We start from the raw sequence: 25,115 nt of genomic DNA on the forward strand, positions 1-25,115 counted from the left end.
TCAGCGGCCGAGCAGGATTCGCGCCTGTCCGGCGATTTGCGCCAGCATCGGCGCGCTGACATTGCCTTCGCTGCGCGCGCGGTCGATCAGCTTGCGGAACTGTTCGATGCGCGGCTGCTGCTCGGTCACCCACTCCTCGACGCCGGTGTCGATCTTCTTGCCCCGGCAACGCTGCAGGAATTCGATGCGCAATTGCTCGAAATCGCGGGCAAGGCCGGCCGTGAGCAAGCGTTCCCACTGGTCGGCCGGCACAAAGCGCGCGACCTGCTGCTGCGCCCAGTCGAGACCAAGTGCTTCGCCCAATCGGGTGTAGGCAGCGGTGACTTCCAGCTCGTCGAGTTGGTGCTCGCTCGACAGCGCCGCGATCCCGAAGACGCCATCGAGTTCGTACAGCCGAACCAGCAGCCGAACGATGTCGTCGCTGGCGCCGAGCGCAATGAGCCGGTCGCGGCGCGCAGCCGCTTCGTTGCGGACCTCGGCGCGGATCAGCTTGGTAGCCGCAGCCGAAATCTTGCGGACCCCCGGTTCGAGCATCGCGCACATCTTGGCGACGCTGGTCTCGCCATTGGCGGCGCGGATCGCGTCGGCGATATGCGAGCGAATGCTTGCGGCGGCGATCGCGAACAATTCGATGCGCACAGTTTCCGGCAGCGCATCTTCCTCGATCTTCCGCCACAGCTTGTCGAGGTCGAGAAGCAGTTCGGTGACGAGGAACGCCGCCACGACTTGTTGCAACGACGCGCCTTCTTCCTCGATCAGGTCATAGGCAACGCCGGGTCCGAGGCGATTGACCAGTCGATTGGCGACCTTCGTTCCCAGGATGTCGTGGCGCAACCGGTGCGCGCGAATGGCGTCGGCATGCGTCTTGCGCATGGCCTTGGGGAAGGCGTCGAACAACTGTGGGCCGACCAACGGATCGTCAGCGAGGTGCAGTTGCTCGGCGGCATCCTGAAGCACGAGCTTCGAGACCGACAGCACGACGGCGAGTTCCGGCCTCGTCAGGCCGCGATTGTCCTGGCCGCGACGCAGCAATTCGTCGCTGTTGCCGAGCCCTTCGACCTTGCGGTCGAGACGGCCGGTAGCTTCCAGCATCTCGATCGTGCGAACCTGCCCCGGTAGCGCCTGCGCACCACCCGCTTCGGCAATCGACAGCGCCAGGCTCTGAAGCCGGTTGTCCTCGAGCACGATGTCGGCAACGTCCTCGGTCATCTTGACCAGCAGGCTGTTGCGCTTGTCGAGGCTTAGCCTGCCCTCGCTCATCTCCCGGTTGAGCGGGATCTTGATGTTCACCTCATTGTCGGAACAGTCGACGCCGGCACTATTGTCGATGAAGTCCGTGTTAATGCGTCCGCCCAGCTGCGCAAATTCGATGCGCGCGGCCTGCGTGATGCCAAGGTTGGCGCCCTCGCCAATGACCTTGGCGCGCAGCTCGTCTGCGCTCGCGCGAAGCGCATCATTGGACGGGTCACCGACGTCCGCATTGCCCTGCGCCGACGACTTCACATACGTCCCGATGCCGCCGAACCAGAGCAGGTCCACCGGCGCCTTGAGGATGGCGTTGATCAGGCTGACCGGGTCGATCGTCTTGTCCTCGATGCCCAGCACCGCGCGTGCTTCGGCGCTCAGCGTGATCGACTTTTCGGTGCGCGCGAAGACGCCGCCGCCCTTGCTGATGAGCTTCTTGTCGTAATCGTCCCAGCTCGACCGCGGCAGGTTGAACATCCGCTCGCGCTCGGCCCAGCTTTTCGCGGGATCGGGATTGGGATCGATGAAGATGTGGCGATGGTCGAACGCTGCCACCAGCTTGATCGACTTGGACAGCAGCATGCCGTTGCCGAACACGTCTCCCGACATATCGCCGCAGCCGGCCACCGTCACTTCATCCGACTGAACGTCGATGCCCATTTCAAGGAAGTGGCGCTGGACGGAAATCCACGCGCCCTTGGCGGTGATGCCCATCGCCTTGTGGTCGTAGCCGTATGATCCACCGCTAGCGAAGGCGTCCCCAAGCCAGAAATCGCGAGATTGCGCGATGCTGTTGGCGACGTCCGAGAAGGTCGCCGTGCCTTTGTCGGCGGCGACGACGAAATAGGGATCGTCGCCGTCACGAATGACGACACTATCCGGGTGCACAACCTTGTCGTTCACGAGGTTGTCGGTGATCGACAGGAGCGAGCGGATGAAAATGCGATAGCTCTCCGTGCCTTCCGCGAGCCATGCGTCGCGATTGGTCATCGGCGGCAGCTGCTTGGGATAGAAGCCGCCTTTCGCGCCCGTCGGCACGATCACTGCGTTCTTCACGACTTGCGCCTTCAGCAGGCCGAGGATTTCGGTCCGGAAGTCGTCGCGCCGATCGGACCAGCGAAGTCCGCCGCGCGCAACCGGGCCACCGCGCAAGTGAACACCCTCGACGCGGGGCGAATAGACCCAGATCTCACGCCACGGCACCGGACGCGGCAGGCCCGGCACCAGTGAGCTGTTGATCTTGAATGCCAAGGCTTCCGCAGCCGCAGGAGCGAAGGCATTGGTGCGCAGGATAGCTTCGACGACGGAGCGCAGGCGGCGCAGGATGCGGTCGTCATCGATCGAGCGGACAAGCGACAATGCTCGGTCCATCTGTTCGGCAAAACCGGTTACCTGCTCGTCTCGCTTCTGCGCGGAAGGGTCATGCGCGGCGGCGAACGAACCGATCAGTGCCTGCGTCGCCTTGGGCGCGCGGCGAAGGGCATCGACGACCGTTACGAGACCAAAGCTGCTGCCGGTCTGACGCAGGTAGCGGAACCAGGCGCGCAGCCAAACGACCGGCTGCGTGTCGAGCCCGGCGTAGAGAACGAGTTGGTTGAATTCGTCATTTTCCGCGGCGCCGCACAGAACGTTGGCAATCGCGCGCTCGATCTCGTCAATCCGCGACATAATGCCTTGGAGATCGGCTTCCGGGCCAACCTCCACGCGGAAATCGTGGATATAGCCGTTGCCGTTGGCGAGCGCGGTCGGGAACTCTTCCAAGACGCGAAATCCGAAATTCTCGAGGACCGGCACGACTTCGGACAAGGGGATCAGCTCACCCTTGCGATAGGTCTTCAGGCGCAGGTGTCCCGGCTCGTCATGCTCGAACCGGTAGATGCGGACGCCGCGGTCGGCATCGTCGGAAAGCTGGCAAAGTCGCAGGATGTCGGCGGCGCCTTCTTCCGGCGCGGTGCGGGCGCGATAGCCATCGGGGAACGTGTTGATGTACGTCAGTGCGAGGCGCGTAGCGCGCGGCGCACCCGCCGCGCTGATCAGCTCGGCCTCGACCGCCGGCGACCAGCCGCGAACCATTTCGACGACCGCTGCATCGAGCTCGGTCACGTCAGGCGCGGCTGCCTTCGCGTCGATATATTGCGTGTACCGGATGAGCGCGAGGTCGGCATCGCCGAGCTCGACCGACCAACTGGTGATTTCGCGGCCAATCTCGTTTTCCAGCAACGTCGCGATCGCGACGCGGCGCGCAGTGCTGAGTTCTTCGCGCGGTAGCCAGACGAAGGTGAACAACTGGCCCTTCAGGATCGAGCGAACCTGCATCAGCGCCGGCCGCGGACGATCCGCCAGCGACATCGCCATCAGCACGAGTTCACGCAGCTCATCATAATCGATGGCGATGACAAGATCGCGCGGCAGCGAGGCGACCGCGTGTCGGAGCGCCTTCCCGCTGTGACCCTTGGGATCGAAGCCGAAGTCCTTGTCGAGCTGCTTCAGGCGTGCGCGCAGGACCGGCACTTCTTCGGGCGGGACGCGCAGCGCTTCGCTGGTCCACAGGCCGGCATGGACACCGATACCGGTGACATTGTCGCCGGCGCGGATCGGGACCACAACGAGGTCGAGCGGCACGCGGCGATGGACCGTCGACTTGCGCTCGGCCTTGGCCATCAGCGGCACTTCGCCGCCTTTCTCGAGGTAGCGCATCGCGCCTAGCGCGCCGCCTTCGTCGGTGGGCGCACCTGGAACGCTAAAAATGCCGAGCGCATTGGTAGGCGCTTCGTACGGCTTTTCCACTTGGTATCCGAGGAGCGTCATCGCGCCGTCGGCGAACCAGTTGAGCAGGGCCGCGCCCTCCTCGTCATCGATGGATGCTGCGTCCTCGCGCATCTGGCGCTGCAGCGATTCCCAGTCCCGGACCGCAAGGCGAACGTCGTCGAGAACCCGGCGCAGATCGCTTTCGAGCTCACGCCGGCCGCGGGCGTCGGCACGATCGAGCTCGATATACATCAGGGATTCGCGGCGGTTCTTGTCGCTGCACAGCTTCTCGACATCCTGCAGCGCGCCCTTGGCATCGCGCGTTACGCAGACGACCGGGTGAAGCAGCCGATGGATGGTCAGCTGGCGCTGCGCAATCGCATTGGCGACGGAGTCGACCAGGAAGGGCATATCGTCATTGACAACCCCAATGCGCATGCGGCGATTGCCGGCCTCGCCACCGATGGATTCGATTTTCAAGGAAAGCTGGCCGCGCGTCCGATTGGTCGCGACCTGAGCAAGGAATTCGGCTGCCTCGCGCTCGGCGTCGCCGCTCAGGCCCTTCGTTTCGCCGGGTAGCGCGTTGCCGGTCAGCGCCTTTCTGATTGACTCGACCAAAGGCGGGTCCAGGCGCGTGTGAGCCGTCATGGAAATGTTCTGCTCCGAGGGATCAAAAGGGGGCGCGGGGGCCTATAGACCCGCCCCTCGCAGCCGGACAACCCTGCGCCCGGATTAGCCTCGGCGATTACGCCGCGCGGCGGATCGCACGCTCGACCAGGGCTTGGTCCTCGACCAACGCGACCGGCTCGTGCGTTCCATCGGCGCTGCGACGCGTAATCACCACCGCGAATTCGTCGGCATTGGGAAGGTCGGCGAGCGAAATCGGCGCGGCTTTACGCAATGCAGCGCGGGCCACGTCGGTCTTGGTATCCGGCTTCGTCGCGGTCCGGCGCGCCTCGCGCTCCGCGGCGACCAATGCCTTGAGACCGCCCGACTGCCTTTCGATGAAGTCCTGGAATTCGCCCGAGACCAAACCTTGCCGCTGGCCGTAGGATAGCGCGGCGGCGAACTCGGTCAGGCGCGCCTTGTCGTAGTCGATCCCGAAGACGAGCTTCACGATCGGCGTCATGGGTGCGCGGGCCTGCGCCTTCACACCCGATTCTTCGAGCAGCTCGGCATAGTCCTGCGGACATTCCTGCGCAGCGAGGGCGAAATCATAGGCCAGCGACAGTGCCTTGTAGAGGGCACTGCGGGTACGGCCCTCGCCCGCTTTCACCGACTCAGCTGTCTCGCGGGCTGCCCACAGGCGATCGGCCAGGCCAGCGTCCGCATCGAGTGCGATCTCCGGCAGCGCCAGTTCATCCGACTCATCGTGAAGCGGGCCATCCTGCCAGGCGAAATGCACCGGCGGTTCGGCAGATTCCGGCACCGTCGAAGATGGCACGGGAACGAGCAACTCGGTCAACTCAAGCGATTCGCTACCCGCGCTCTCGGGCGTCTCATCGACGACCGGTGCTAGGATGTCTGCTGGAGCAACCAGTTCGTTGCCCGATTTCCAGTTGATAACGCCATAGATGAAGTCGATCTGCTCGCCGTCGGACGAGAATGGCATCAGGATGCCGCGATAGCATAGCGTTTCGCCGCGCGGATTTTCGAATTCCGCCTCGAAGCCGACCGGCGCGCGATTGGCGATGATCTGCATGTAATGATCGGTCAGGCGCGACAGCAACGAGCGGCTTGGCACGTCGGCGATCGTCCGCATGTCGTCGCTGAGCTCGCACTCGTCGCGGATTGCCGCGCCGACATACGGCAGCGCTGGATTGTCACGGCCGCAGGTGAAATCAAGCAGGACGCTATTGGCCGCGAAGTCCTCGACCTCGCCCGGCTCCAGATCCTCGATCGAAGGAAAGTCCCGGTTGCCCAGCAGCGAAGCCCAGTAATTGTAGGCGCGCACGTGCATGCGCCGCTCGTCCGTGCCGATGACGGTGGTGGCGTCGGTCCCCGACGAACTGGCTTCGACGGACGTCCCCGTGTCGAAATCGTCCGGATGCTCGCGGTAACTATCCATGCACGCTCGTCCCACTTCCCCTGTTCCGATGGAAAATGGCTGAGGCGCCTTACCAAAGCGTTAAGCATAAACGGTAAGCGCGAACGGCTTGCAGCATGGGCGAGGCGCTGATAGGGGGCGCCGTCTTCCGACAGGCAAGCCGCTTTAGCTCAGCCGGTAGAGCACATCATTCGTAATGATGGGGTCGCGTGTTCGAGTCACGCAAGCGGCACCACCCTCTTCTGAAGATTCCAGCTTGGCACCATTCGAGCCGCCTATCTCTCGAAATTGCCGCGTAATCTCCGCGACTTGTTGAGCCGCCGCTTGCCCATCCTTCGAACAGAGACGAATTTGGCACCGGGTATATCGGCGGAGAGAGGGCCCGGTCTCTGGTGCCCACTTTTGCAGCCACCAGATGCAGATGCTGTTCTGATGTTAGTTGAAGCCGAGAACCCGGCGTTGACCTGCCCAGTCGAGCGGCAGGTCAGTCACCCGTAGCAGCCGCCGACCGGTGAGCGAGGGTGGCTGTTCCCCGTCCATGATTGCACTGATGATGTCTGGAGCCAGGAAGCTGATCCGAAGGAGCTGCCACAAGTGCCGCTTGCTGTAGTGGGAGGTAAGGGGGTCGACCTCTCGGGAGCCTAGTGACTTTCGCGCGCTCATCGCTAGCGCCAGTAGCTTGACCAGCACCGGATCGGGCGCGGCCTTCGACGTTCCATTTTCCAGGACAAGCTTCAACTCGTTCCCGCGGTGGACCATGCGCAGAGGCAAACTCACCGAAGCTTGAGCATTGTCCCCAATCGTGATCCGCAGGTTCGTCGCTTCGAGCTGCGCGCTTACTCGAAGCTCGAGGAGCACCTTCCGCTGCTCAGGCACCGAGAACCTGGGCAGCTCATCGGCGAGCTCGCGATCGGACACCAGCTGACCAGGCTCACAGGCCCGTTCGTGCGACCTGAGCCAGTCGCCAATGGACTTGAGTACAGCCCGATCGATCTCGCCGGCTGCCACTCGCCACGCGGGCGTCTTGGTCTCACCGGGCGCGAGCCGCGTAACATAGTAACGATGTCGCCTGCTGCCCTGATGCGTCGACACAGGCGTCATTGGTCGTCCGTCAGGGTCGATGATCATACCTGTGAGAAGGCTTGGGTACCTGGATTGCTTGCCAAGCTTCCGGTCATGACGGTTCTCGGCCAGGATCTGCTGAACTTCGTACCATTCCTCTGCACTGATGATTGCCTCGTGCTCACCGTCGTGGAGGGTGCCACGGTAGCTCACGCGACCGGAGTAGATTGGGTTCTGCAGAAGCTGGGACAGGGAGCCCCGGCCGAAGTGCACGCCACCCACGGTGCGGCCATTGCCGTACTGTCGCACTTTGGTCCTGACGTTCTGCTTGGCGAGCTCATCGACCAGCTTGGTCACTGAGCGCAGCTCTCGATAGCGCTGGAAGATCGACCGGATGCTCTCGGCTTCATTGTCATCGATGAGCAGCTTGCGGTCGCCAAGCTTATATCCGAGCGGCACCGGGCCTCCCATCCACATGCCCTTCTTCTTGGATGCCGCCACCTTGTCGCGGATCCGCTCGCTTGTGACCTCCCGTTCGAACTGAGCGAAAGACAGCAGCACGTTGAGCGTGAGCCGCCCCATGCTGTTCGTGGTGTTGAACGCTTGCGTCACGCTGACGAATGAGGCTCCAGCCTTGTCGAGCGTGTCTACTATCCGCGCGAAGTCCGCGAGGCTGCGGGTCAGCCGGTCGACCTTATAAACTACAATGACATCGACCTTGCCGGCGGCGATGTCTGATAGGAGCTGCTTGAGGGCGGGACGATCCATGTTGCCGCCCGACCAGCCGCCGTCGTCATAGTGCTCCTTGACCTGCTCCCAGCCTTCGTGAGCCTGGCTGAGGATATAAGCAGCGCATGCCTCGCGCTGTGCATCAAGGCTGTTGAATGCTTGCTCGAGCCCCTCCTCGGTCGACTTGCGCGTGTAGATGGCGCAGCGCTTCAGCGTCATGGCCGCAGCGCCGCCTTTCGGCTTTTCAGATCGAAGAAGCGTGGTCCTGACCAATGCACGCCAGTGATTGTAGAAGCGACTTGCGTAAGGCTGGCATACTGCCTGCCCTCGTGCTCGTAGCCGCTCTCCAGCACCACGACCTGGTGCAGGGTCCCTCGCCACTCACGAACGAGGCGCGTGCCGGGCTTGAGTGAAATGCGATCGTCGGCGACGGCAGCTTTGCCCTCGCTTAATCGTTTCAGCACCGCGTCGAGTTCGCGCCGGACATGTAACGGGAGATCTCCATGCACGCGCGATTGTCGCTTCCATGCGATACCTCGCCGCAGCAGGTCGGGCCCGATCTCTGGCGCCGGTCTTCGCCAGCATGTTCGCCACTCGGCTCGCAGCTGAGCTGGCGTCATGCCCCCTAGGTCCTCCAGCTCGCCCTTGCGCGTGCTCAAGCCTCGCCTCCGGCGATGGGCTCCTGAACCATTCGGTAGCTTGTCGCACCGTCTGCCCGCTCCTCGCGCACAAGCTGCGCCTTTTTGCGTACACCGCTCAGGAAGGCTCGACAGCTGTGCGGCTTCCAATGCGTTGCCTTGGCGATTTCGCTCAGTGTTGCGCCCTTCTCTCGCGAGAGGAGCCGCGTAACTGTCGCCGATTTGGTGCGCTGCTTTGGTGAGGTTGCCATTATGGGTCTCCTTGCTTCCCGGCGCGCAAATGCGCCGGCTTGCACTGACCCAAGCCGCTGGACCTGTAGGTCGAGCGGCATCGCTTCGCGCTATGACCGACAGCAATGCTCTGCTTGCGTCTTAAGTCCAGTCAGAACAGCACGAAACCAACGTCCGCTTTGCGCCCTTCCCGGCCGTTGGCGGGCGGCTCGCGTCCGCCCGGAACCTGACGTTGGTTCAGTCAGTCGCTTATGTCCGCTTTCGACCCATTGCGGACATTAGCGCTCACTCTAAACTGGCCTTGATGAGGACGATGCCGGTGCGTGTATGGCTGTTACTTGTGTTCTGGTCGGGCGCTGCCTTTGCTTCGCCTCAACACGTGCAGCAAAGCTGGCACTTACGCCCGACTGCGAAATCTCCGTATCGAGCCACGCTCACCGAGGACACTTACAACTTCGGAGAGAGCAACCGGTTCAGCCTGCGCATTGATGCATCACCTTCGAATGGAGATAACGGCTGGTTCTATGAGGGACCGCTTGAAGCTGGTGGTGCTGTGCATGCGCCCAAACCGGAGCTTGTCTGGACCTCCTCAACCGACCTCCTGGTGACGGTTCACACCGCCGAACTCGAAGGGAAAACGGTCAGACGATTTGGGGGTAATGGGCGTCCCAGAGGATCAGTCACAATCCGCTACATCCCGCACGGTCCGTCCATTTATTGATGTCCGCTTTGGAATTAGGCTTGCTTGGACTAGGTCTCTTGGCGGCAACGGTCATTCTCATGTCGATATTCGTGGGTTTTGCGACGGCGGTAATCTGCGCAGTCGTACATTTGACGCGTATTGGTGAAAGCTTGCCGAAAGTGAGGCTTGCGGTGGTGAGCAGCGCCGTTCCCTCAATCATGATTGCTCGAATTATCTATGTTGGAGATCGGCATCCCGACCCACCAACGGACATGTGGCCAATGCCAGTCTATTGGGCTTTGCTTGCGTGCCTCATCGCTTGGTTGGTCAGCATCTGGGTAGGTAAGCGGATACTTCTGAAGCCGAACGGATAACGTCCGCTTTCCACCCATTGCAGACATACCACTTTAGTCCCACTGGGCCGGTGTGAGCGGATACGAGCCACCTACGTTGCGTGACGCATTCCGCGTCTATGCAAAGTTTTGTCAGATGATCGTGGAGCCGACTCTTATCGCCGCGGTGCTCCTTTTTTTCGGAGCCGAATGGTGGTGGTTTGTTGGTCTGCTCGTCCTCTGGCTTCCCTTGGCCCGCGTGAGGCTACAGGAGCTGCGCGACGAATTAAGCAGGTAAGGGTCGACCCAAAGCTAATTCCTCATTTGATGTGTTCGCGACAGTCACTCGCAGCGAGAACATAGTCAGCGAACCATACTCGGCTCTTGCCGTTTCCATGCTCCCAATCGCCGGCCTCGCAACGGCTGTAGCCGTGACCGACCATGTATTCGGTGATCAGCGTTTCCCCGTAGGTCCAATCGAGCGCAAACCCACCGCCTATGATCAAAAGTACGGGCAGCAGTGATTTGGAACGCGACGAAAGGTCAATCCAGACGCCAGTCACGCGCGAGAAACCAAAAGCCATGACCCAGATCACAAGTATAAAAGGGAGCGTGAGGCCGTTCTTATCGACATCCACAACTGGCCTCGAACCAGCCGCCAGAAGGGCTGAGATTATCGAAAAAATTCCGCCCCGCTCAGTGAACCAGGACAGGAGATCCAAAAGGCAGAACACACCCAGAATGAGGGCGCCAAAAAGCAAGTGTGCGGACCTCGAACCGCCCAAGTCTTCTGGCTCATCCTGATCCGCACGATACCCTGTCACGACTAGAGGTGACTTACGGCGGGCAATGTCTGCTTTCCACCCATTGCAGACATTAAGGTGTTTCAGGGGGCGGCTCCGGCAAAAAGGTTGCACGTTCGACACGAAGGTCGTCGATGCGCTCGACATCGAAGACATAAGGCATGTCGTCCAGGTTAAGTGCGGCGTCTGGCGGAACGGGGCCTGACTGCACCTGACCAGTTCTCTTGCTGAGCGTCCCCGTGAACCGAGCGCTGAAGTCGGTCGCACGACTACCGCCTGCTAAGATGTCCCGGAAACCTTGTGCGTTCCCTTTCTGCTTATCGGCCAACTCCACCTCAAGTGACGGCGTGAAGCGTGGTTCAATCAGCGTTTGGGGACACTTTCCAGAACCTATTGCCGATCCAGCAAAGCCGATCGCACCGTACCATCCCATTATCGTGACCTGTTTTCCGAGCAGGGCAGGTGCGTCCCGCAGAGCTTCGCATACGTTCACGTCATGACGTTCGTCGGATCGTGAGCAAGACACCGTCACAAGGAGAAGCAGGGCGGTGAATGATCGTTTGAGGCGCATACGCGATGATGTGCACGGTTTCGACGTAGCGCAATGTCCGCTTTCCACCCATTGCGGACATTAGCTGCGGCCCGCATCATGCCCAGATGAAGGAACCGCCAAGTCCCTGTTGCTGCCGATCTCTGCCTGATCTGGCCGCAGTGCCGATGGGCGGCGATGGTCTCGATGAGCGAGTGTTTGGCACCGTTAAGAATGTGATCGACCATGGGGGAGATGCTTGGTGGCTGCACTTGTCGCAGTGCCGGACCTGCGGTCAGCATTGGATGATTGCTCAAGAAGAACGCATCTTCGATGAGCACTTCCTACGGCGATTGACTGACGATGAAGCTAATCACATCTCCATCAATGCCGAATGGCCGAGCGAGTTTCTCAGCTACGAACGGGTGCTCAAGACTGGACACGCGCTCGGCATTCGTCCTTGCATTTTCTTAGAGCGTCTCTCTCCGTCACTGGTGTGGACTGCGGAAGATCTACGCAAGGAGCGACCCGACATCTCAGTCGAAGAAGTTGCGCTTCTGCTCGGCGTCACCGTGAAGCAAGCTACCCGCCTTCTCAAAGCTGCGTAGGTCTGCTTTCCACCCATTGCAGACACTGAAAAATTACCTCGCGTCCCACGTCACTACGTCCACGATCTTTCCGGCCTGTTGCAGAGTGAGAATAGCAGCGCCGGTGCATTTGTAGGGAGCCGTCTGATCGAACACGACAACAGCTCGTTTGGTCGTCTCACTCCGCGCCACGGCCAATAGCTGTTGCTGATGCACTGTCATGAATTTCGGCGGCTGGACATTAGATGGTCGCGCAAAGGCCACGCGGCATTCGTCGTCCCGCGCTCTAACACTCACGACTAGCGGTGGCTCGCTATTGTTGAAACTGGCGCAACCGCAGAGTGCGAGAACGGCGGCGGTTAGCAATGATCTCATTTGCCAACACTGCCGAGAATTGCCCCTCCACACCAGTATTCGCTTTCCACCCATTGCAGACATTAGCGCCCAGTGTCAGCTTCCCGCCGATGAGCCGTTTTCTACTTCTGGCAATTGTGGCCTTTGTCGCGGAGGGATTTGGTCCGCCTGCCGCGCCGAAGTGCGACCGAAGTTTTCAGCAACACAGCGTATTCCTCTTTAGCACTCCCGAACAACGTTACCTCTTCTTCAAAACCGATCCTCGACTTCCGATTGGTTTCGACGTCGAACAAAATCAGGCGTTCGCCGAGAGGATAGAACGCGTCTTTCGTAGCAAGGTAGGTCGTGACCAAGGTGTGGAAGCCGTCGTCTGCGGGCGACTTGAGCCCGTTGACCTTCCGCTATCACCCTACGGTCACTATCTCGTCATCCGCCAAGCCTCATTCGTGCGAACGGTCGATATGACCACGATGATTCGAAACTATCGGAGAGCGATTGGTAGTTCCGAGCGGTAGAGCATGCCGCCTATGTCCAAATGTCCGCTTTCCACCCAAACGCGACATTAGCGCCCACCGGCTTCTGACCAACTAAGACATTAGCCGCTGCTCGCGAGCGACGAAGGCGCTTGCGACGGCTTTATGGAATGCGCAGCATTCGGTCGAGCGCCAGCCGGCCCCCGCCAAGAGCAATGAGCGGGAGCAATAGACCGGCCCAGCTCAGGTGCGTCGGCCACGCATCGGGGTAGACGAAGATTTCGATGACCGACGTCATCACCAGCAGCGCCGCCGCCGAGATGCGAGTGAACAGCCCGAGCACGAGCAGAATCGGGAACAGGTGCTCGCTGTACGTCGCCGCGTAAGCGGCAGTCACCGGATCGACGAAAGGAAGCGCATAGTCGGTCCTGAACAGCTCGAACGCACTGTCGTTGATAGTGAGGATCCCGTCGACCTTGGTCCGGCCGGACATGAAAAACACGGCGGCGATGCCGAGACGCTGCACGAGCAGTAGGAGCGACGGCGGAAGCAGCGTCCGCGCCGTCGATTCCATGAGGTCGAACGGAGCGCGCCACGCCGGGCGCATCACTTCGGTGTTCATAGCGGGTTCCTTTCAGGCGAACGGGGGATGAAGGCCCCGAGGTTGACGAGAGCGCCAAAGAGCGCGTCGGCATGATCTTGCGGGTAGAGGCGGGCTGCGGCGGCGATCGCCTGGCCAACCGTTTCGCCGAGGCGGATTCCCGAAAGCAGGCGATGCGCGGAACGGCTCATCCGCGGCGTGTGCATGATTTCGTGCCGCGGGCGTGCGAAGAGCGCGCCTTCGTGCTTCCATTCCGGCGCGAGCTCCGACGGAACCGTGCCCTGATGGGCGAGCCAGATCGTCATTGCCGGCGTCGATAGCCATGCGAAGCTAAGCGCCGGATGAAGCGCCAGGCGGAGATCCGAAGGATCGTCACCGAGCTCGCTGGCAGTGACCGCCTGCGCATCCGCGGCCATCAGGCTTTCGACGTACAGCCGCTCCACTCGCGCAACGTCAGGCACGTATGGCACATCGTCGATCCAGGGCTGATGCTGGAGCCATTCGGCGAAGCGAGCGCCGTACAGCGCGAGGACGGGTTGCCGCGGCGGGCATTCAGAGGCGTGATCGACCGCCGCGGCCTCGAACATCTCGTCGCCGAGGATCTGCGCGACGATCGGAAAATTGGCGCGCAGGGCTTCGACGGCGCCTTGAAGCACCGTGTTGCGGTAGACCGCCATGGGTCCGGTCGCCGGCGCGTCCAGCGCAGCCGCGAAGTCACGCTGAAAAGCGATGAGGTCAGGCTGCAAGGGCGAAATCTCCCATCAGCAGTGCCTGGGCGCGTTCGCGCTCGGCAAGCAGGTCGGCGAAGGGCGGAATGTTGCCGTCGCGCTCGATCAGCGTCGGCCGCGCGCCGATCCGCTCGATGAAGCGCGCATAGAGGTCCCACACCGCTTCGCTGACCGGCTGATCGTGGCTGTCGATCAGCAGCGTGCCTTCATCGTCGAGCGTGTGCCCGGCAAGGTGAATTTCCCCAACATAGTCGCCGGGAATCGCCTCGAGCCAAACGGCGGCGTCGAAGCCGAGGTTGTGAGCGCCGACGACGATGTTGTTGACGTCGATCAGCAGCCCGCAGCCGGTGCGCCGCGCAAGCTCGCAAAGGAAACTCGTCTCGCTCCAGCTATGGTCCTGGAGCGACAGATAATGCGTAGGGTTTTCAATCAGGATCGGGCGTCCGAGCGCGTCCTGGACACGGCCGATGTTCGCGGCGAGGCGCGTCAGTACGGCGTTGGTACGGGGTACCGGCAGAAGGTCGGGAAAGCAGCGTCCGTCGAGCCTCGACCAGGCTAGATGCTCGGAGACGAGCTGCGGGTCGAACCGGTCGACCAGCCGCTTCAACGCGGCGAGATGGTCCGCATCAGGTTCCGCCGGTCCGGCAAGCGACATGCCGACGCCGTGAAGCGACAGCGGGCGTTCGCAGCGGACCGTCTCGAGCATCGCGAGCCGCGGACCGCCGGCGACCATGTAATTTTCAGCGTGGACTTCGAACCACAGACCCGCCGCCGGCGCGGCGAGCGCGTCCGAAAGATGCTCGGCCTTGAAGCCGACACCGGCAGCGGGAAGCATGGCTCAGCGCCCGTTGATCGGGGTGAGGGAGCCGGCGCCCTTGGGCGTCTTGATCGACGTGCAGGTGCCCTTGGCGACGTACTTCCAGGCGTTGCCTGCATAATCCTTGCGCGACGTTCCCGCGCAGGTCGTGCCGGCGCCAGCGGCGCAGTCGTTCTTGCCGGCGAGGGCGACGCCGAAGCACTTGTCCTTTTCGGGCTGCGGCTTGACCGGGCCTGCCGATGCGGCTGTCGAAGCCAGGGCGGCGACCGCACCAGCCATGACGATGTTGCTGATCTTCATCTGGAACACTCCTTGAATGCGTGTGCGCGCGGCGTCCTTCGGCCGCGCGGGGAATTATCCCGCAGACGCAGCACGGGGTCACAGTCCGAGACAGCATGGGTTCGATGCGCAGGACGCATTGTGCGACCGCTGGCGAGTCCTATTCCGAAGGTGTAATGATGAGCTTTGCACCAGCTGGTGGGGGGAACCGCCATGGAGATGCAGCAAGTCCGTTATTTCGTTGCGCTGGCGAGAACGCTCAACTTCACGCGCGCGGCGGAGCAGTGCAATGTCAGCCAGCCGGCGCTGACACGCGCGATCCAGCAGCTCGAGCACGAGCTTGGCGGCCCGCTGTTCCACCGCGAACGCGGCAACACGCACCTTTCCGAGCTCGGGCGTATGATGCTGCCCTATCTTCAAACGGTCGAGGAAAGCTGTCGCGCCGCGCGTGACCGTGCGCGCGCGGTCAAGAAGCTCGAGCGCGCGACGCTGACCATCGGCACAATGTGCACGATCGGGCCGCAGCTGATCTCCGACCTGCTGATCCGCTTTCAGGCGCAACACCCGCACGTGGAAGTGCAGGTCGTCGACGCAGGCGCGCCGAACATGGTCGAGAAGCTTGAGAAGGGAGATCTCGAGGTTGCGGTCGTCGGCGTGCCCGGCGAGCTTCCCGACACTCTCCACCAGTTGCCGATTTTCGAAGAGCGCTTCGTGATCGTGCTGCCGCCCAACCACCGGTTGGTCGCGCACAACCCGGTTTGTGCGAAGGAACTCGACAAAGAGCCCTACGTCAGCCGATCGAACTGCGAAGTGTTCGAGCCGGTGCGCGCCGAGCTGCATGGCCGCGGCATCGTCATGCGCCAGGTGTTCAGCTCACCGCGTGACGATTGGGTTCAGGGCATGATCAGAGCCGGGCTCGGCCTCGGCTTCTTTCCCGAATTTAGCGTTTCGGATCCCGAGCTGGTCGTTCGACCGCTCATTGAGCCGAGCTTCACGCGGACCATCTATCTGGCGACCGTCCGCGGCCGGCCGCATTCACCGGCGGTCGGCGCATTCGTCCAAGAGGCGCGCCGCTATCCGTGGCCGCATTCGCGGCTATCCGCTGCAGCTCCCGCCGACGCAATCAACGTCGGTGAGAAGATCGTGGCAGTCGGCTAAGGCGTTCAGCGCTTGCGGGAAGCCCGCGTACACCGCGGACTGCATCAAGATTTCGACAACCGCACGGCGTGACAGCCCGAGCTGCAGCCCGGCCGCGATATGCGTCCGCAGCTGCTCGATATGGCCGAGCGTCGCAAGCGCCGAGATCGCGACCACCTCGCGTGTGACGAGGTCGATCTCCTCACGTGCGTAGAGGTCGCCGAACGGGAACTCGATCGCCATCCGAGCGAAGTCGGGCGCAAGCTCGGCGACGCGGCCAGCGCAGAATTTCTCGAGGGTACCCGGCGCGAGACGCTGGACGATCTCAACCCCGCGGCGGTAGCGATCGGTCATCGCGCGGCTTCGGGGCTGCCGAGTTTCAACGACAGCAGGGCCGCGGCAGCAAGAGCGGCGAAAACGCCGCCGACTGCCGCGGTCCACCCGCTGGCGTCGAACAAGGCGCCGACTGCCGCGGCTCCGGCGAGGCCGCCGCAGTAATAAGCCGAGAGGTAGAGGCCCGACGCCGCCGCCTTGTCGCCCATCGCGACGCGGCCAACATGGCCGGTGGCCACCGCCTGGGCGAAGAAGGTGCCGATTCCGACGAGCGTCATGCCAAGGATTACGGCGGCGAGGCTCGTAAGGAGCAGCAGGATGAGCCCGAAAAGCGCCACGGCAAGACTGCGGGCGGCCGTCACCGCTGGACCGACGCGGCGGACCATCGTCCCGGCAAGGGGCGTCGTCACCATCGACGGTGCGAACACCAGGAAGACGAAGCCGAGCGCGGTCATCGACAGCGAATAGGGCGGTCGCGCAAGGACGAAGCCGACATAAGTAAAGACGCCGATGAAGCCGAACAGGATCAGGAAGCCAATCGCGAAGGTGCGCCGGAGCTCGCCTTGCGACAGGTGCACCGCCCAAGCCTGCCAAAAACCGCGGGCTTCGCTCATCGGTTCAGGCGCGTTGCGGTGGAGCGCGATGCTGACCAGGGCGGCGCCGGCGAGATTGAGCAAAGCAAAGAACAGGAAGCTGCGCTCGGCGCCGATTAGGCTCGCGACGACCGCGGCTGTGAGCCGGCCGATCAAGTTGCTTGCGACCACGCCGGTCACATAAGCGGCAAGCGCATTGGCGGTGCGCACTTCGCAGCGTTCAGCGAGGTGAGTCAGCATCAATGTAAAGGCTGCAGCCATGAAAAGGCCCTGGACGATGCGCAGCGCCGCGAAGATCGTTAGGTTCGGCGCATAAGCGAGTAGCGCTGTCGGAACGGCCAGGAACAGCAGGCTCGCGCAGATTGCGCGCTTGCGTTCGACCGACCGGCTAAAGACGCCGACCAGGAGCCCGGAAATCGCCATGCCGAGCGTGCTCGCATTGGCGGCAAGCCCGATCCGCGCGGGCGTGACGGCATAGACTTGCGCGAGGCTCGGCAGGATCGCCTGCGTGGCGAACAGGTCGACGAGGGTAAGGAACCCGATGACCGCGATCAGCAGCGAGCGCTGCAGCGACAGGCCCGGCATCGGCGCCGGCGTCACTGGACTGGCGATATCAGGCATGGACGAACTCCGGTGAGCGAAAGAGGGGCATCCCGCCGGGGGCACGGCGGGATGCCAGGGGTGCCGGCGAATGGGAGGGAGCGCGCCGGCGGGGGAACTTACTGGCCGTGGTGCACGTCGGAGCTGAGCAGCACCGCCGGGACCTTGCCGTTGTTGATCCAATAGTGGCTGAGCCCATCGGCCTCCCGGCTGATGTCGCCGGCTTTGTGCTGGATCGGGGTGCTGCAGGTCGTGCTGTATTCGGTGATGGCGCCGCTGACGGTGTAGATCAGCGCGGGGCGATCTTTGTGGCTGTGCAGGGGGACGATGCCGCCCGGCTGGACGACGAGTCGGCGCGTGCGCAGCTGGCGGTCGGCAACGCCAATTTCACCGCCAAGATCGATCGAGCCGATCACGGTGTCGGTGACGCCCTTGGGCATCATCGGCGCATTGGCGAGCGCGTTTGTGCCAGGGGCCGAGCACTGGCCGGCGAGCGCCGGGGTGGAAACGCCACCGATGGCGGCAAATGCAATCGCCGCGGCGACGAACTTCGTAGAGTTGAACATCAGGGTCTCCTTGAGTGAAAAACTTGGCTGTCGCGAAAGCCGGACTGCAGGATGCGAGGGACTTTTCCTTCGATCTCCCGTGCGTCATCGGCTGAGGAGCCGGCTCTCGCGACGCCCTTTCAAAATGCCGCCGCCCAACCTCGCGCGGAAATCCCAAGGCCGCATGATGTCCATGCACGAAACGCATTTCCACTGAGCGCCCCGGACCCGCATCCTTTGGTTTCATTCTTATTCAGGAGAGCTCGAACATGGACATGCAGGTCCAATCGAAGATGGATTTCGACCGGCCGCTCACCGAGCGCGTCGCGATCGTCACCGGATCCACCAGTGGCATCGGTCTCGGCATCGCGCGCTCGCTTGCGCAGGCCGGCGCGAGTGTCGTCATCAACGGCCTCGGCGAACAAGGCGAGATCGATTTCGTCTGCGGCGAACTCGACAAGCTTTGTCCGGTCAGCCGCGTCGTCTACAACGGTGCTAATCTGATGAAGCCCGACGAGGCCACCGGCCTCGTCGAGGAGACCATCAAAGACTTCGGCCGCGTCGACATCCTGGTGAACAATGCCGGGATCCAGCACGTCAGCCCGATCGAGAGCTTCCCGCCGGATAAGTACGAGGCGATAATCGCGCTCAATCTGTCCGCCGCCTGGTACACGAGCCGTGCCGCGTTCGGGTTGATGAAGGCGAACGGCTTCGGTCGGATCATCAATATCGCCTCCGCGCACGGGCTCGTCGCTTCGCCGTTCAAGAGCGCGTACGTGGCCGCAAAGCACGGGATCGTCGGTCTTACCAAGACTGTCGCGCTCGAAGGCGCGGAGCACAACGTCACGTGCAACGCCATCTGTCCCGGCTACGTCTGGACGCCGCTAGTCGAGAACCAGATCGACGACACGGCGAAAGCGCGCGGCATTACCCGCGAGCAAGTTATTCGCGACGTGCTTCTCGCCGCCCAGCCGAACAAGCGCTTCGCCGAAGTCGAGGAGCTTGGCGCGCTCGCCGTGTTGCTGAGCGGCCCCGGCGGGCAGTCGATCACCGGCACCGCGATCCCCGTCGACGGCGGCTGGACGGCGCACTGATTCTTCTCATGCAAAGTCTCAGCTATAGGCCGCGGGTGGTGATCGTAGGCGCGGGCTTCGGCGGTCTCGCGGCCGCCAAGCGGCTCGCCGGTAAGCGATTCGACGTGACGATTGTCGATCGCCGCAATCACCACGTCTTCCAGCCGCTCCTTTACCAGGTTGCGACCGCGGCGGTGTCGCCTGCGGACATCGCCGGACCGATCCGCGCGATCTTCGCCGGCGTGCCGAACGTGCGCGTGCTGCTGGACGAGGTCAGCGCGGTCGAGCCATCGAACGGATGGGTGCGCTGCGCCAGCGGCCGCGTAATCGGCTACGACCATCTAATCCTCGCCACCGGCGCGCGGCATTCCTACTTCGGCCACGACAAGTGGGCCAGGCACGCGCGCGGATTGAAGTCGATCGATGACGCGTTGGCGATCCGGCGCCAGATCCTGCTCGCGCTCGAGCAGGCTGAAACCGAGTTCAACGCCGAGCTCCGCCGCGCACTGCTAACCTTTGTGGTCATCGGCGCAGGACCGACCGGCGTCGAAATGGCGGGCGCAATCGCCGAGCTCGCCCGGCGCTCGGTGTCGCGCGACTTCCGCAGCATCACGCCGAGCTGCTCGCGCGTGATCCTGATCGAAGGGGGCGAGCGCGTGCTTCCGACCTTCCCGGCCAGCCTGTCGCAAAAGGCGAAGCGTTCGCTCGAGGAGCTCGGCGTCGAGGTCCGCCTCGGCACAAAGGTGGCGGATGTCTGCGAAAGCTACGTCGACTGCAGCACCGAGCTGATCCGCGCGAGCACGATCATCTGGGCGGCCGGCGTCCGCGCGTCCAACGCCGCCGAATGGCTTGGAGCACCGCAGGATCGCGGCGGCCGTCTGTTCGTAAATGACGACCTGCGCGTGCCCGGGCACGACAATATTTTCGCGATCGGCGACACCGCCAGCGTTTCCGCGCTAGGGGGGCAGCCGCTACCGGCGATCGCCCCCGTCGCAAAGCAGCAAGGCCGCTACGCCGCTGACGTGATCCTCGGCCGCGCCAGGCGGCCGTTCGCGTACCGCGACTATGGCAATCTCGCGACTATCGGCCGCAGCCGCGCGGTCGCGGCTTTCGGCGAACTGCACATCGCTGGCCTTATAGCCTGGCTGATCTGGTGCTTCGCTCACGTGTGGTTCCTGATCGGCTTCCGCAGCCGCCTGTCCGTCATGATCAGCTGGCTGTGGAACTACGCCACGTTCGACCGGAGCGCTCGGCTCATCACCGGCGAGGAGATCCTTCGCGTGCCGATGCCGCCGCGGGCGCGACCCATTGAAAGGAAATGTGCATGAAATCGCTTGCGAAGGAAGTCGCCGCCCTCGGCCAGACCGTGCTCGTTCTTCAGGGTGGCGGCGCGCTCGGCGCCTACCAGGTCGGCGTCTACGAAGCGCTTCACGATGCTGGCATCGCGCCCGAATGGGTGATCGGAACCTCGATTGGCGCAATCAACGCGTCGCTTATCGCCGGCAGCAAGCCGGAAGACCGGATCGCAAAGATGTGCGAGTTTTGGCGGCGCGTCGAGAATGATCATTTCGTCCCCGGCGGCCTTCCCGTCTGGCTCGCTACAGCAACGCGCAACAGCCTTGCAGTGAGTAGCGGCGTCCCCTCGTTCTTTAGCCCAAACCCGTTCGCGTTCATGAGCCCGCACCACCGGCTCGGCGCGGAAGCAGCCGGCTATTACACGGTCGAGCCGCTTCGCCGCACGCTCGAGGAGCTGGTCGACTTTAAATACCTCAACAGCGGCGGAACCCGCATTACCGTGGGCGCCTCCTCCGTGCGGACTGCCGAGATGCGCTACTTCGATTCCCGCGACGAGCGGATCGGCGTTGAACACATCCTCGCGTCCGGCGCGCTGCCTCCCGGCTTCCCGCCCGTCCGCATCGACGGCGAGCTCTACTGGGACGGCGGCATCCTTTCGAACACGCCGGTCGAGGTGGTGTTCGACGATAATCCGCGGCGAAACAGCGTCGTCTTCGCGGTGCACATCTGGAACCCGCACGGGCCGGAGCCCGAAACCATTTGGGAAGTGATGAACCGCCAGAAGGACGTTCAATATTCAAGCCGTGCGGCGGCGCATATCAAACGTCAGCGGCAGCTTCACAAGCTGCGGCATATCGTTGCCGAGCTCAGCAAGCTCATCCCGGAAGAAAAGCGCCGCGACAACCGCATCTCCGACATGGCTGCTTACGGCTGCCTGACGCGCATGCACGTGGTTCGGCTCCTCGCCCCGGCACTCGACTACGAGGACCACAGTAAGGATATCGATTTCAGCGCACAGGGGATCCGCCGTCGCAGAGAAGCGGGTTACCGCGACACAATCGAGACCCTGGAAAAAGCGCCCTGGCGCGAACCGGCCGATGAGATCGAAGGCTTCATCCTGCACGAGGCGAGTGGCGGCCGCATGGTGGAGACGGCTGCGGCACATTGACCCGCGGCAGCATACGCCGGGCGCATGACGATCATGCCGAAACGCGATTTCCGCAGACGAGCGCCAGGAGCCAAGATCGGCGTCTGGTTGCAAGAAGGAGAATGGCCATGGGCCACAAACTCAAGAAGCTCGATTCCAAGTTACTGGCAGTGCTGCTGCTCGCCGGCCCGGCAGACGTCGTGTCGCCGCTCGTTGCGCCTGCCAATGCGGCGCAGCCGGTTGCCACCGCACCCGCCGACGGCGTCATCAAGCAGCGCAGCGATTATCCGTTCGACGAGACGATTGCGCGCGTGAAGGCGGATATCGCCAACAAGGGCATCCGCTTCTTCGACGAGATCGACCAGATGAAACTCGGCGACGGCGCTAAGCTCCCGATCAACCGTTCGACGCTGCTCTTGTTCGGCAATCCGCCGCTCGGCGTGCAGTTCCTACAGTCCAATCCGGTCGCGGGACTCGATTGGCCGGTGCGCATGCTTGTCACCGAGGACACGGACGGCACAGTCTGGGTGAGCTGGACCGACTTCGGGTTTGTCGCGAAGCGGTACCAGCTCACCGACCGGGACGCACAGATCAAAATGGCGAGCGAAGTTGCCGCCTCGATCGCGTCGGCGGCGAGGAAACAGCAATGAAACCCGCCGCGCAGTCCACCCGCGGGTCTTTCGAAGGCGCGCTCCGCCCGGACCTGATCGCAATCTTTGCCTATGCGAGTCCGTGCGGCCGCACCAGCAAGTCGGTGGACGGCACGACCGGCCCTGAAGTCCACCTCAGCCGACTGGCCGCAGCCGCCCGGATGCAATGATCGTCACTACCCCGGGAGCCCAGGCCCCCCTTCCCCAACTCGGCGACAGGGGCGCTTGGGCGGTTCGGCTGTTGTGGGCCTCTTTTGCGCTGGTGGCCGGCTGGCTGCTCGCCGACTTGGCGATCTGGCGAACGGAACCGCTGCCGATCATCGTCCTGCAGTTTGCCAAAAGCGCGGTGCTGATCGCCGTAAGCTTCATTCTAATCAAGCGGCGCCCCCGTGACTCGGTCGCCGCGCTGCTCGCGATGACCTTCCTGGTGTGGACGATCAGCAGCAGTTTCGGCTTCCGTTCTACGGACCTGCTGCCGGTCGTGATCGACCGCATCCGCTTCGTGCTGTTCACCTTTTCGCTGCTGCTTTTCCCTGACGGCGAATGGGGCCCAGACCGGACCCGCTTCATCGCCGTCGCGACGGCAGCCACGTTCATGCTCGGCATCATCGAAGCCACGGGACTGGTGCAGACACAGGCATTCCTGCCCATGGCCGTTGCCTGCGTCCTTGCGGCGATCGGCGGCCTCATCGCCCGCTTCCGGACCGCGGAATCCGACGCGGTCCGCCAGCAGCTGAAGTGGATTGCGCTTGGACTGGTTTTGGGCGTCGGCCTGATCCTGATCGGCCGCGCGAGTGCGGCACTAACCGCTCCCGCAGGTTTACCGGTGCTTTCGGAAGCCTTGTTCCAGCTCGGCATCATTTTCGTTGCGCTCGGATTCGTCGTGTCGTTGCTACGGTACCGGCTCTATGATGCTGAGACGGCGATCAGCCGCTCGGCTGCGCTCTTCGTCCTTACGGTCGCCGTCGTCAGCACGTTCGCAGGGACCGAGGCGGCCGTCGAATGGATGGGCCAGCAATATTTCGGGATGGGCATTGGCAGCAACATTTCGGGGGGGATTGCCGCCGGGGTGGCCGCGGTGCTTCTCAATCCATTGCATCAACGGATCAGCGAAGCGGCGGAGCACCGTTTCCAGCCTGACCTCGCCTACCTGAAGAACCACGTGCCGGAATTCCTTGAAGAGCTGTGTCTGAGCGAAGCGCCGCGCGAGGTCGCGCGCTTCTTCCTCCTCAGCGTCAACGAAGCACTCCATGCAAACTGTTCGGCGTTGCTGGGGTTCGACGAAGACGTAATCGCCGCCGTCGGCATTGCTCCGGAGCCGCTACTGCTCCAGAGTGCCGGCGAGCTGTTCCCGGTGTGGATCGAGGTGGCTTCCGTCTGCTCCGGCCGGAAGCGGCTGCTGCTCCTCGGAGGGCGCCCGGACGGCTCCTCGTTTGGGCGGGACGAGCTGGGTGCCATTAAATCCCTGCTTCCGCGGCTCCGTCGCGCGCTCGACATAAGCGATGCGGCAGAGGCTTTAAGGCGCCAATGCCGCGCGCAGAGGCAGCTCGGACCTGATGTGCTGCAAAGCGACCCTTCAGGTAGGCTAGAAGAATAGTCATCAGCCAACCAATGTCCGCTTTCCACCCATTGCAGACATTAAGCTGGGTTGCCACGATGCCGGGCTCCTGGAGGGATGAAGTATGAGCGACGAAGAGCTGCCGCCAGGATCTCCGACGCCTCATCCTGCGCAATCGACATCGGCGCGACCGAACGGCTGGCCGGTTGGCGTTCGTCCAATCTCTCTTGATGGGCTCGCACACCTAGGAGTTGCGAATGATGGATCGCTCTTTTGGGATGGCAAGCCCATTCAAGTCGCGCGGCGGTTTGATCTAAGCTTATGGCAAAAGGTTGGAGCAGTGCTGACGGTTTTGGCCGCTATAATCGGTGCGGGTGCGAGCGCAGCTTCGGCTGTTTCTGACTGGCGTGGCCCAGTCTGCACGCGCGCAAGTTCCTAATGTCTGCAATGGGTGGAAAGCGGACATTACATGGAAAGCGTGGCCTCAGGCTCTTGATCGCACATGACGTGAACTGCTCTGTCGAATGTCTTAATCACGTAATGCCGAAAAGGCCGGTCGCTGATGGCTCCGTTCCGCGAGGTCACACGAGAGAGCCACGATGATCGCTCAACCTCTTGAAAGGGCCAAGGGTAGTTCCAACCCGCTTCCCCCATCCTCTTGATCTCAAACGAACCGTTTTCCGCAACGTCGGAGCACTCCTCGTAGACCTTGAAAGCCTCTGGCTCATTGAACTTTAGGAGAATGTCAGGACTTTGGTTGCGAACGACTGATAACGTCAACACTCCCCTCGCGAAACGGACTTCGACCTCCACTAATACGTCATCTGAAAGGTCGGGTAGTGGGTCCCATCGACGCCAGCATTCCTGTTCACTCATCACCCGAAGGAGAGCATCAGACGTCGGCGTTGGCAACTGAGTGTCCGCAACGGGTGGGAAGCAGACACTAGCCACTAGTGCGTTCAACGATGGTCTGGTTGTATTTCGCCGCGTAGGCTCGGGCGACGGAACGCTGTCGGCTGCATGCCTCCGTCGTTGTGTCGGACGTGCCTTCAACCATTCGCGTTTGGTAAGCATCTGCCTCGGAGACGCCCGGAACCTCGCCTGCAAATCCGCCAAGCATGAGCAAGTGTTGGTCGCCTTTCGCCAATGCCTGGCGAGCATCCGCACCAGCATCCCGATGCGCCAGCATATTGATGGTGGGGCAGCCAACCTCCCGCTGTTGGATGCAGCCAGCGAGGACTATCAATAGTACTGCGTTTGCTGCCTTCATCCGGCTACCTAATCAGCAGGGGCCAATG

Annotated in this window: 24 protein-coding genes and 1 tRNA gene; 11 read left to right on the forward strand and 14 right to left on the reverse strand. The window is 62.7% G+C overall.

Annotation, left to right across the window (positions count from 1 at the left end; genetic code table 11):
• The gene (locus QU596_RS06850; protein ID WP_308517918.1) at positions 1–4,641 is read right to left on the reverse strand and encodes an NAD-glutamate dehydrogenase; all 4,641 of its coding nucleotides are present in this window, start codon (positions 4,639–4,641) and stop codon (positions 1–3) included.
• A 97-nt stretch (positions 4,642–4,738) separates the two neighbouring features.
• Positions 4,739–6,061 (reverse strand): PAS domain-containing protein, encoded by a 1,323-nt coding sequence (locus tag QU596_RS06855; protein WP_308514355.1) that lies wholly within the window; start codon positions 6,059–6,061, stop codon positions 4,739–4,741.
• Positions 6,062–6,199: 138 nt separating this feature from the next.
• On the opposite strand from QU596_RS06855, the gene QU596_RS06860 reads away from it, so the two are divergent.
• Positions 6,200–6,275 (forward strand) — tRNA-Thr (locus QU596_RS06860).
• Between the two features lie 200 nt (positions 6,276–6,475).
• On the opposite strand, the gene QU596_RS06865 is transcribed toward QU596_RS06860, so the two are convergent.
• Genes QU596_RS06865 through QU596_RS06875 form a run of 3 tightly spaced genes read right to left on the reverse strand, consistent with a single transcriptional unit; the run spans position 6,476 to position 8,720 of the window.
• A complete protein-coding gene (locus QU596_RS06865) occupies positions 6,476–8,050 on the reverse strand; it encodes a recombinase family protein (protein WP_308514357.1) in 1,575 nt (524 codons plus the stop codon).
• Positions 8,047–8,451: a DUF2924 domain-containing protein gene (locus QU596_RS06870; RefSeq protein ID WP_420030965.1), complete on the reverse strand. Its 405-nt coding sequence runs from the start codon at positions 8,449–8,451 to the stop codon at positions 8,047–8,049. Before QU596_RS06870 ends, QU596_RS06865 begins: the two co-directional genes overlap by 4 nt.
• A 35-nt stretch (positions 8,452–8,486) precedes the next feature.
• Complete coding sequence (locus QU596_RS06875; protein WP_308514361.1) at positions 8,487–8,720, reverse strand: DUF3489 domain-containing protein; 234 nt, start codon at positions 8,718–8,720, stop codon at positions 8,487–8,489.
• A gap of 284 nt (positions 8,721–9,004) precedes the next feature.
• Here QU596_RS06875 and QU596_RS06880 point away from each other — a divergent pair, with 284 nt between their 5' ends.
• Entirely contained in the window at positions 9,005–9,421 is a 417-nt protein-coding gene (locus QU596_RS06880; RefSeq protein WP_308514363.1) for a hypothetical protein, read from the forward strand.
• Between the two features lie 613 nt (positions 9,422–10,034).
• Here the strand turns inward: QU596_RS06880 and QU596_RS06885 are convergent.
• Both QU596_RS06885 and QU596_RS06890 read right to left on the reverse strand, forming a co-directional pair.
• A complete protein-coding gene (locus tag QU596_RS06885; protein ID WP_308514365.1) occupies positions 10,035–10,538 on the reverse strand; it encodes a hypothetical protein in 504 nt (167 codons plus the stop codon).
• A gap of 52 nt (positions 10,539–10,590) precedes the next feature.
• A complete protein-coding gene (locus QU596_RS06890) occupies positions 10,591–11,088 on the reverse strand; it encodes a hypothetical protein (protein WP_308514368.1) in 498 nt (165 codons plus the stop codon).
• A gap of 86 nt (positions 11,089–11,174) precedes the next feature.
• On the opposite strand from QU596_RS06890, the gene QU596_RS06895 reads away from it, so the two are divergent.
• The gene (locus QU596_RS06895) at positions 11,175–11,654 is read left to right on the forward strand and encodes a hypothetical protein (RefSeq protein WP_308514370.1); all 480 of its coding nucleotides are present in this window, start codon (positions 11,175–11,177) and stop codon (positions 11,652–11,654) included.
• A gap of 344 nt (positions 11,655–11,998) precedes the next feature.
• On the forward strand, positions 11,999–12,502 hold the full coding sequence (locus QU596_RS06900) for a hypothetical protein (protein ID WP_308514372.1): 504 nt from the start codon (positions 11,999–12,001) through the stop codon (positions 12,500–12,502).
• Positions 12,503–12,623: 121 nt separating this feature from the next.
• On the opposite strand, the gene QU596_RS06905 is transcribed toward QU596_RS06900, so the two are convergent.
• Genes QU596_RS06905 through QU596_RS06920 form a run of 4 tightly spaced genes read right to left on the reverse strand, consistent with a single transcriptional unit; the run spans position 12,624 to position 14,906 of the window.
• Positions 12,624–13,034, reverse strand: coding sequence for a DoxX family protein (locus QU596_RS06905; RefSeq protein ID WP_308517955.1), 411 nt, complete (start codon positions 13,032–13,034; stop codon positions 12,624–12,626).
• Between the two features lie 44 nt (positions 13,035–13,078).
• The gene (locus QU596_RS06910) at positions 13,079–13,807 is read right to left on the reverse strand and encodes a DNA-binding domain-containing protein (RefSeq protein WP_308514374.1); all 729 of its coding nucleotides are present in this window, start codon (positions 13,805–13,807) and stop codon (positions 13,079–13,081) included.
• Complete coding sequence (gene bufB, locus QU596_RS06915; protein ID WP_308514377.1) at positions 13,797–14,624, reverse strand: MNIO family bufferin maturase; 828 nt, start codon at positions 14,622–14,624, stop codon at positions 13,797–13,799. The genes QU596_RS06910 and bufB overlap by 11 nt, the downstream gene beginning before the upstream one ends.
• Positions 14,625–14,627: 3 nt before the next feature.
• Positions 14,628–14,906 (reverse strand): BufA1 family periplasmic bufferin-type metallophore, encoded by a 279-nt coding sequence (locus QU596_RS06920; RefSeq protein ID WP_308514379.1) that lies wholly within the window; start codon positions 14,904–14,906, stop codon positions 14,628–14,630.
• A 165-nt stretch (positions 14,907–15,071) separates the two neighbouring features.
• Between QU596_RS06920 and QU596_RS06925 the strand changes: the two genes are divergently transcribed.
• The gene (locus QU596_RS06925) at positions 15,072–16,043 is read left to right on the forward strand and encodes a LysR family transcriptional regulator (protein ID WP_308514381.1); all 972 of its coding nucleotides are present in this window, start codon (positions 15,072–15,074) and stop codon (positions 16,041–16,043) included.
• Here QU596_RS06925 and QU596_RS06930 read toward each other — a convergent pair.
• The 3 genes from QU596_RS06930 to QU596_RS06940 form a co-directional block, all read right to left on the reverse strand.
• Entirely contained in the window at positions 15,981–16,376 is a 396-nt protein-coding gene (locus QU596_RS06930) for a carboxymuconolactone decarboxylase family protein (protein ID WP_308514383.1), read from the reverse strand. The two genes, QU596_RS06925 and QU596_RS06930, sit on opposite strands and share 63 nt — an antisense overlap.
• Positions 16,373–17,569 carry an MFS transporter gene (locus tag QU596_RS06935; RefSeq protein WP_308514385.1) on the reverse strand — a complete coding sequence of 399 codons (1,197 nt, stop codon included), beginning with the start codon at positions 17,567–17,569 and terminating at the stop codon, positions 16,373–16,375. The genes QU596_RS06930 and QU596_RS06935 overlap by 4 nt, the downstream gene beginning before the upstream one ends.
• 98 nt (positions 17,570–17,667) lie before the next feature.
• The gene (locus QU596_RS06940) at positions 17,668–18,114 is read right to left on the reverse strand and encodes a cupin domain-containing protein (protein ID WP_308514387.1); all 447 of its coding nucleotides are present in this window, start codon (positions 18,112–18,114) and stop codon (positions 17,668–17,670) included.
• A 248-nt stretch (positions 18,115–18,362) separates the two neighbouring features.
• On the opposite strand from QU596_RS06940, the gene QU596_RS06945 reads away from it, so the two are divergent.
• The 6 genes from QU596_RS06945 (at position 18,363) to QU596_RS06970 (ending at position 23,856) form a co-directional block, all read left to right on the forward strand.
• Complete coding sequence (locus QU596_RS06945) at positions 18,363–19,187, forward strand: 3-hydroxybutyrate dehydrogenase (protein WP_308514389.1); 825 nt, start codon at positions 18,363–18,365, stop codon at positions 19,185–19,187.
• A 38-nt stretch (positions 19,188–19,225) separates the two neighbouring features.
• A complete protein-coding gene (locus QU596_RS06950; RefSeq protein WP_308514391.1) occupies positions 19,226–20,494 on the forward strand; it encodes an NAD(P)/FAD-dependent oxidoreductase in 1,269 nt (422 codons plus the stop codon).
• Positions 20,491–21,630: a patatin-like phospholipase family protein gene (locus QU596_RS06955; protein WP_308514393.1), complete on the forward strand. Its 1,140-nt coding sequence runs from the start codon at positions 20,491–20,493 to the stop codon at positions 21,628–21,630. The genes QU596_RS06950 and QU596_RS06955 overlap by 4 nt, the downstream gene beginning before the upstream one ends.
• A gap of 107 nt (positions 21,631–21,737) precedes the next feature.
• Complete coding sequence (locus QU596_RS06960) at positions 21,738–22,259, forward strand: DUF302 domain-containing protein (protein WP_308514395.1); 522 nt, start codon at positions 21,738–21,740, stop codon at positions 22,257–22,259.
• Positions 22,256–22,429, forward strand: a complete 174-nt coding sequence (locus QU596_RS06965; RefSeq protein WP_308514397.1) for a hypothetical protein — start codon at positions 22,256–22,258, stop codon at positions 22,427–22,429. The genes QU596_RS06960 and QU596_RS06965 overlap by 4 nt, the downstream gene beginning before the upstream one ends.
• Positions 22,426–23,856, forward strand: coding sequence for a hypothetical protein (locus QU596_RS06970; protein ID WP_308514399.1), 1,431 nt, complete (start codon positions 22,426–22,428; stop codon positions 23,854–23,856). Before QU596_RS06965 ends, QU596_RS06970 begins: the two co-directional genes overlap by 4 nt.
• Positions 23,857–25,115: the final 1,259 nt, after the last annotated feature.

The sequence above is a fragment of the Sphingomonas flavescens genome (genome assembly GCF_030866745.1).
Classification (GTDB): Bacteria; Pseudomonadota; Alphaproteobacteria; order Sphingomonadales; family Sphingomonadaceae; genus Sphingomicrobium; species Sphingomicrobium flavescens.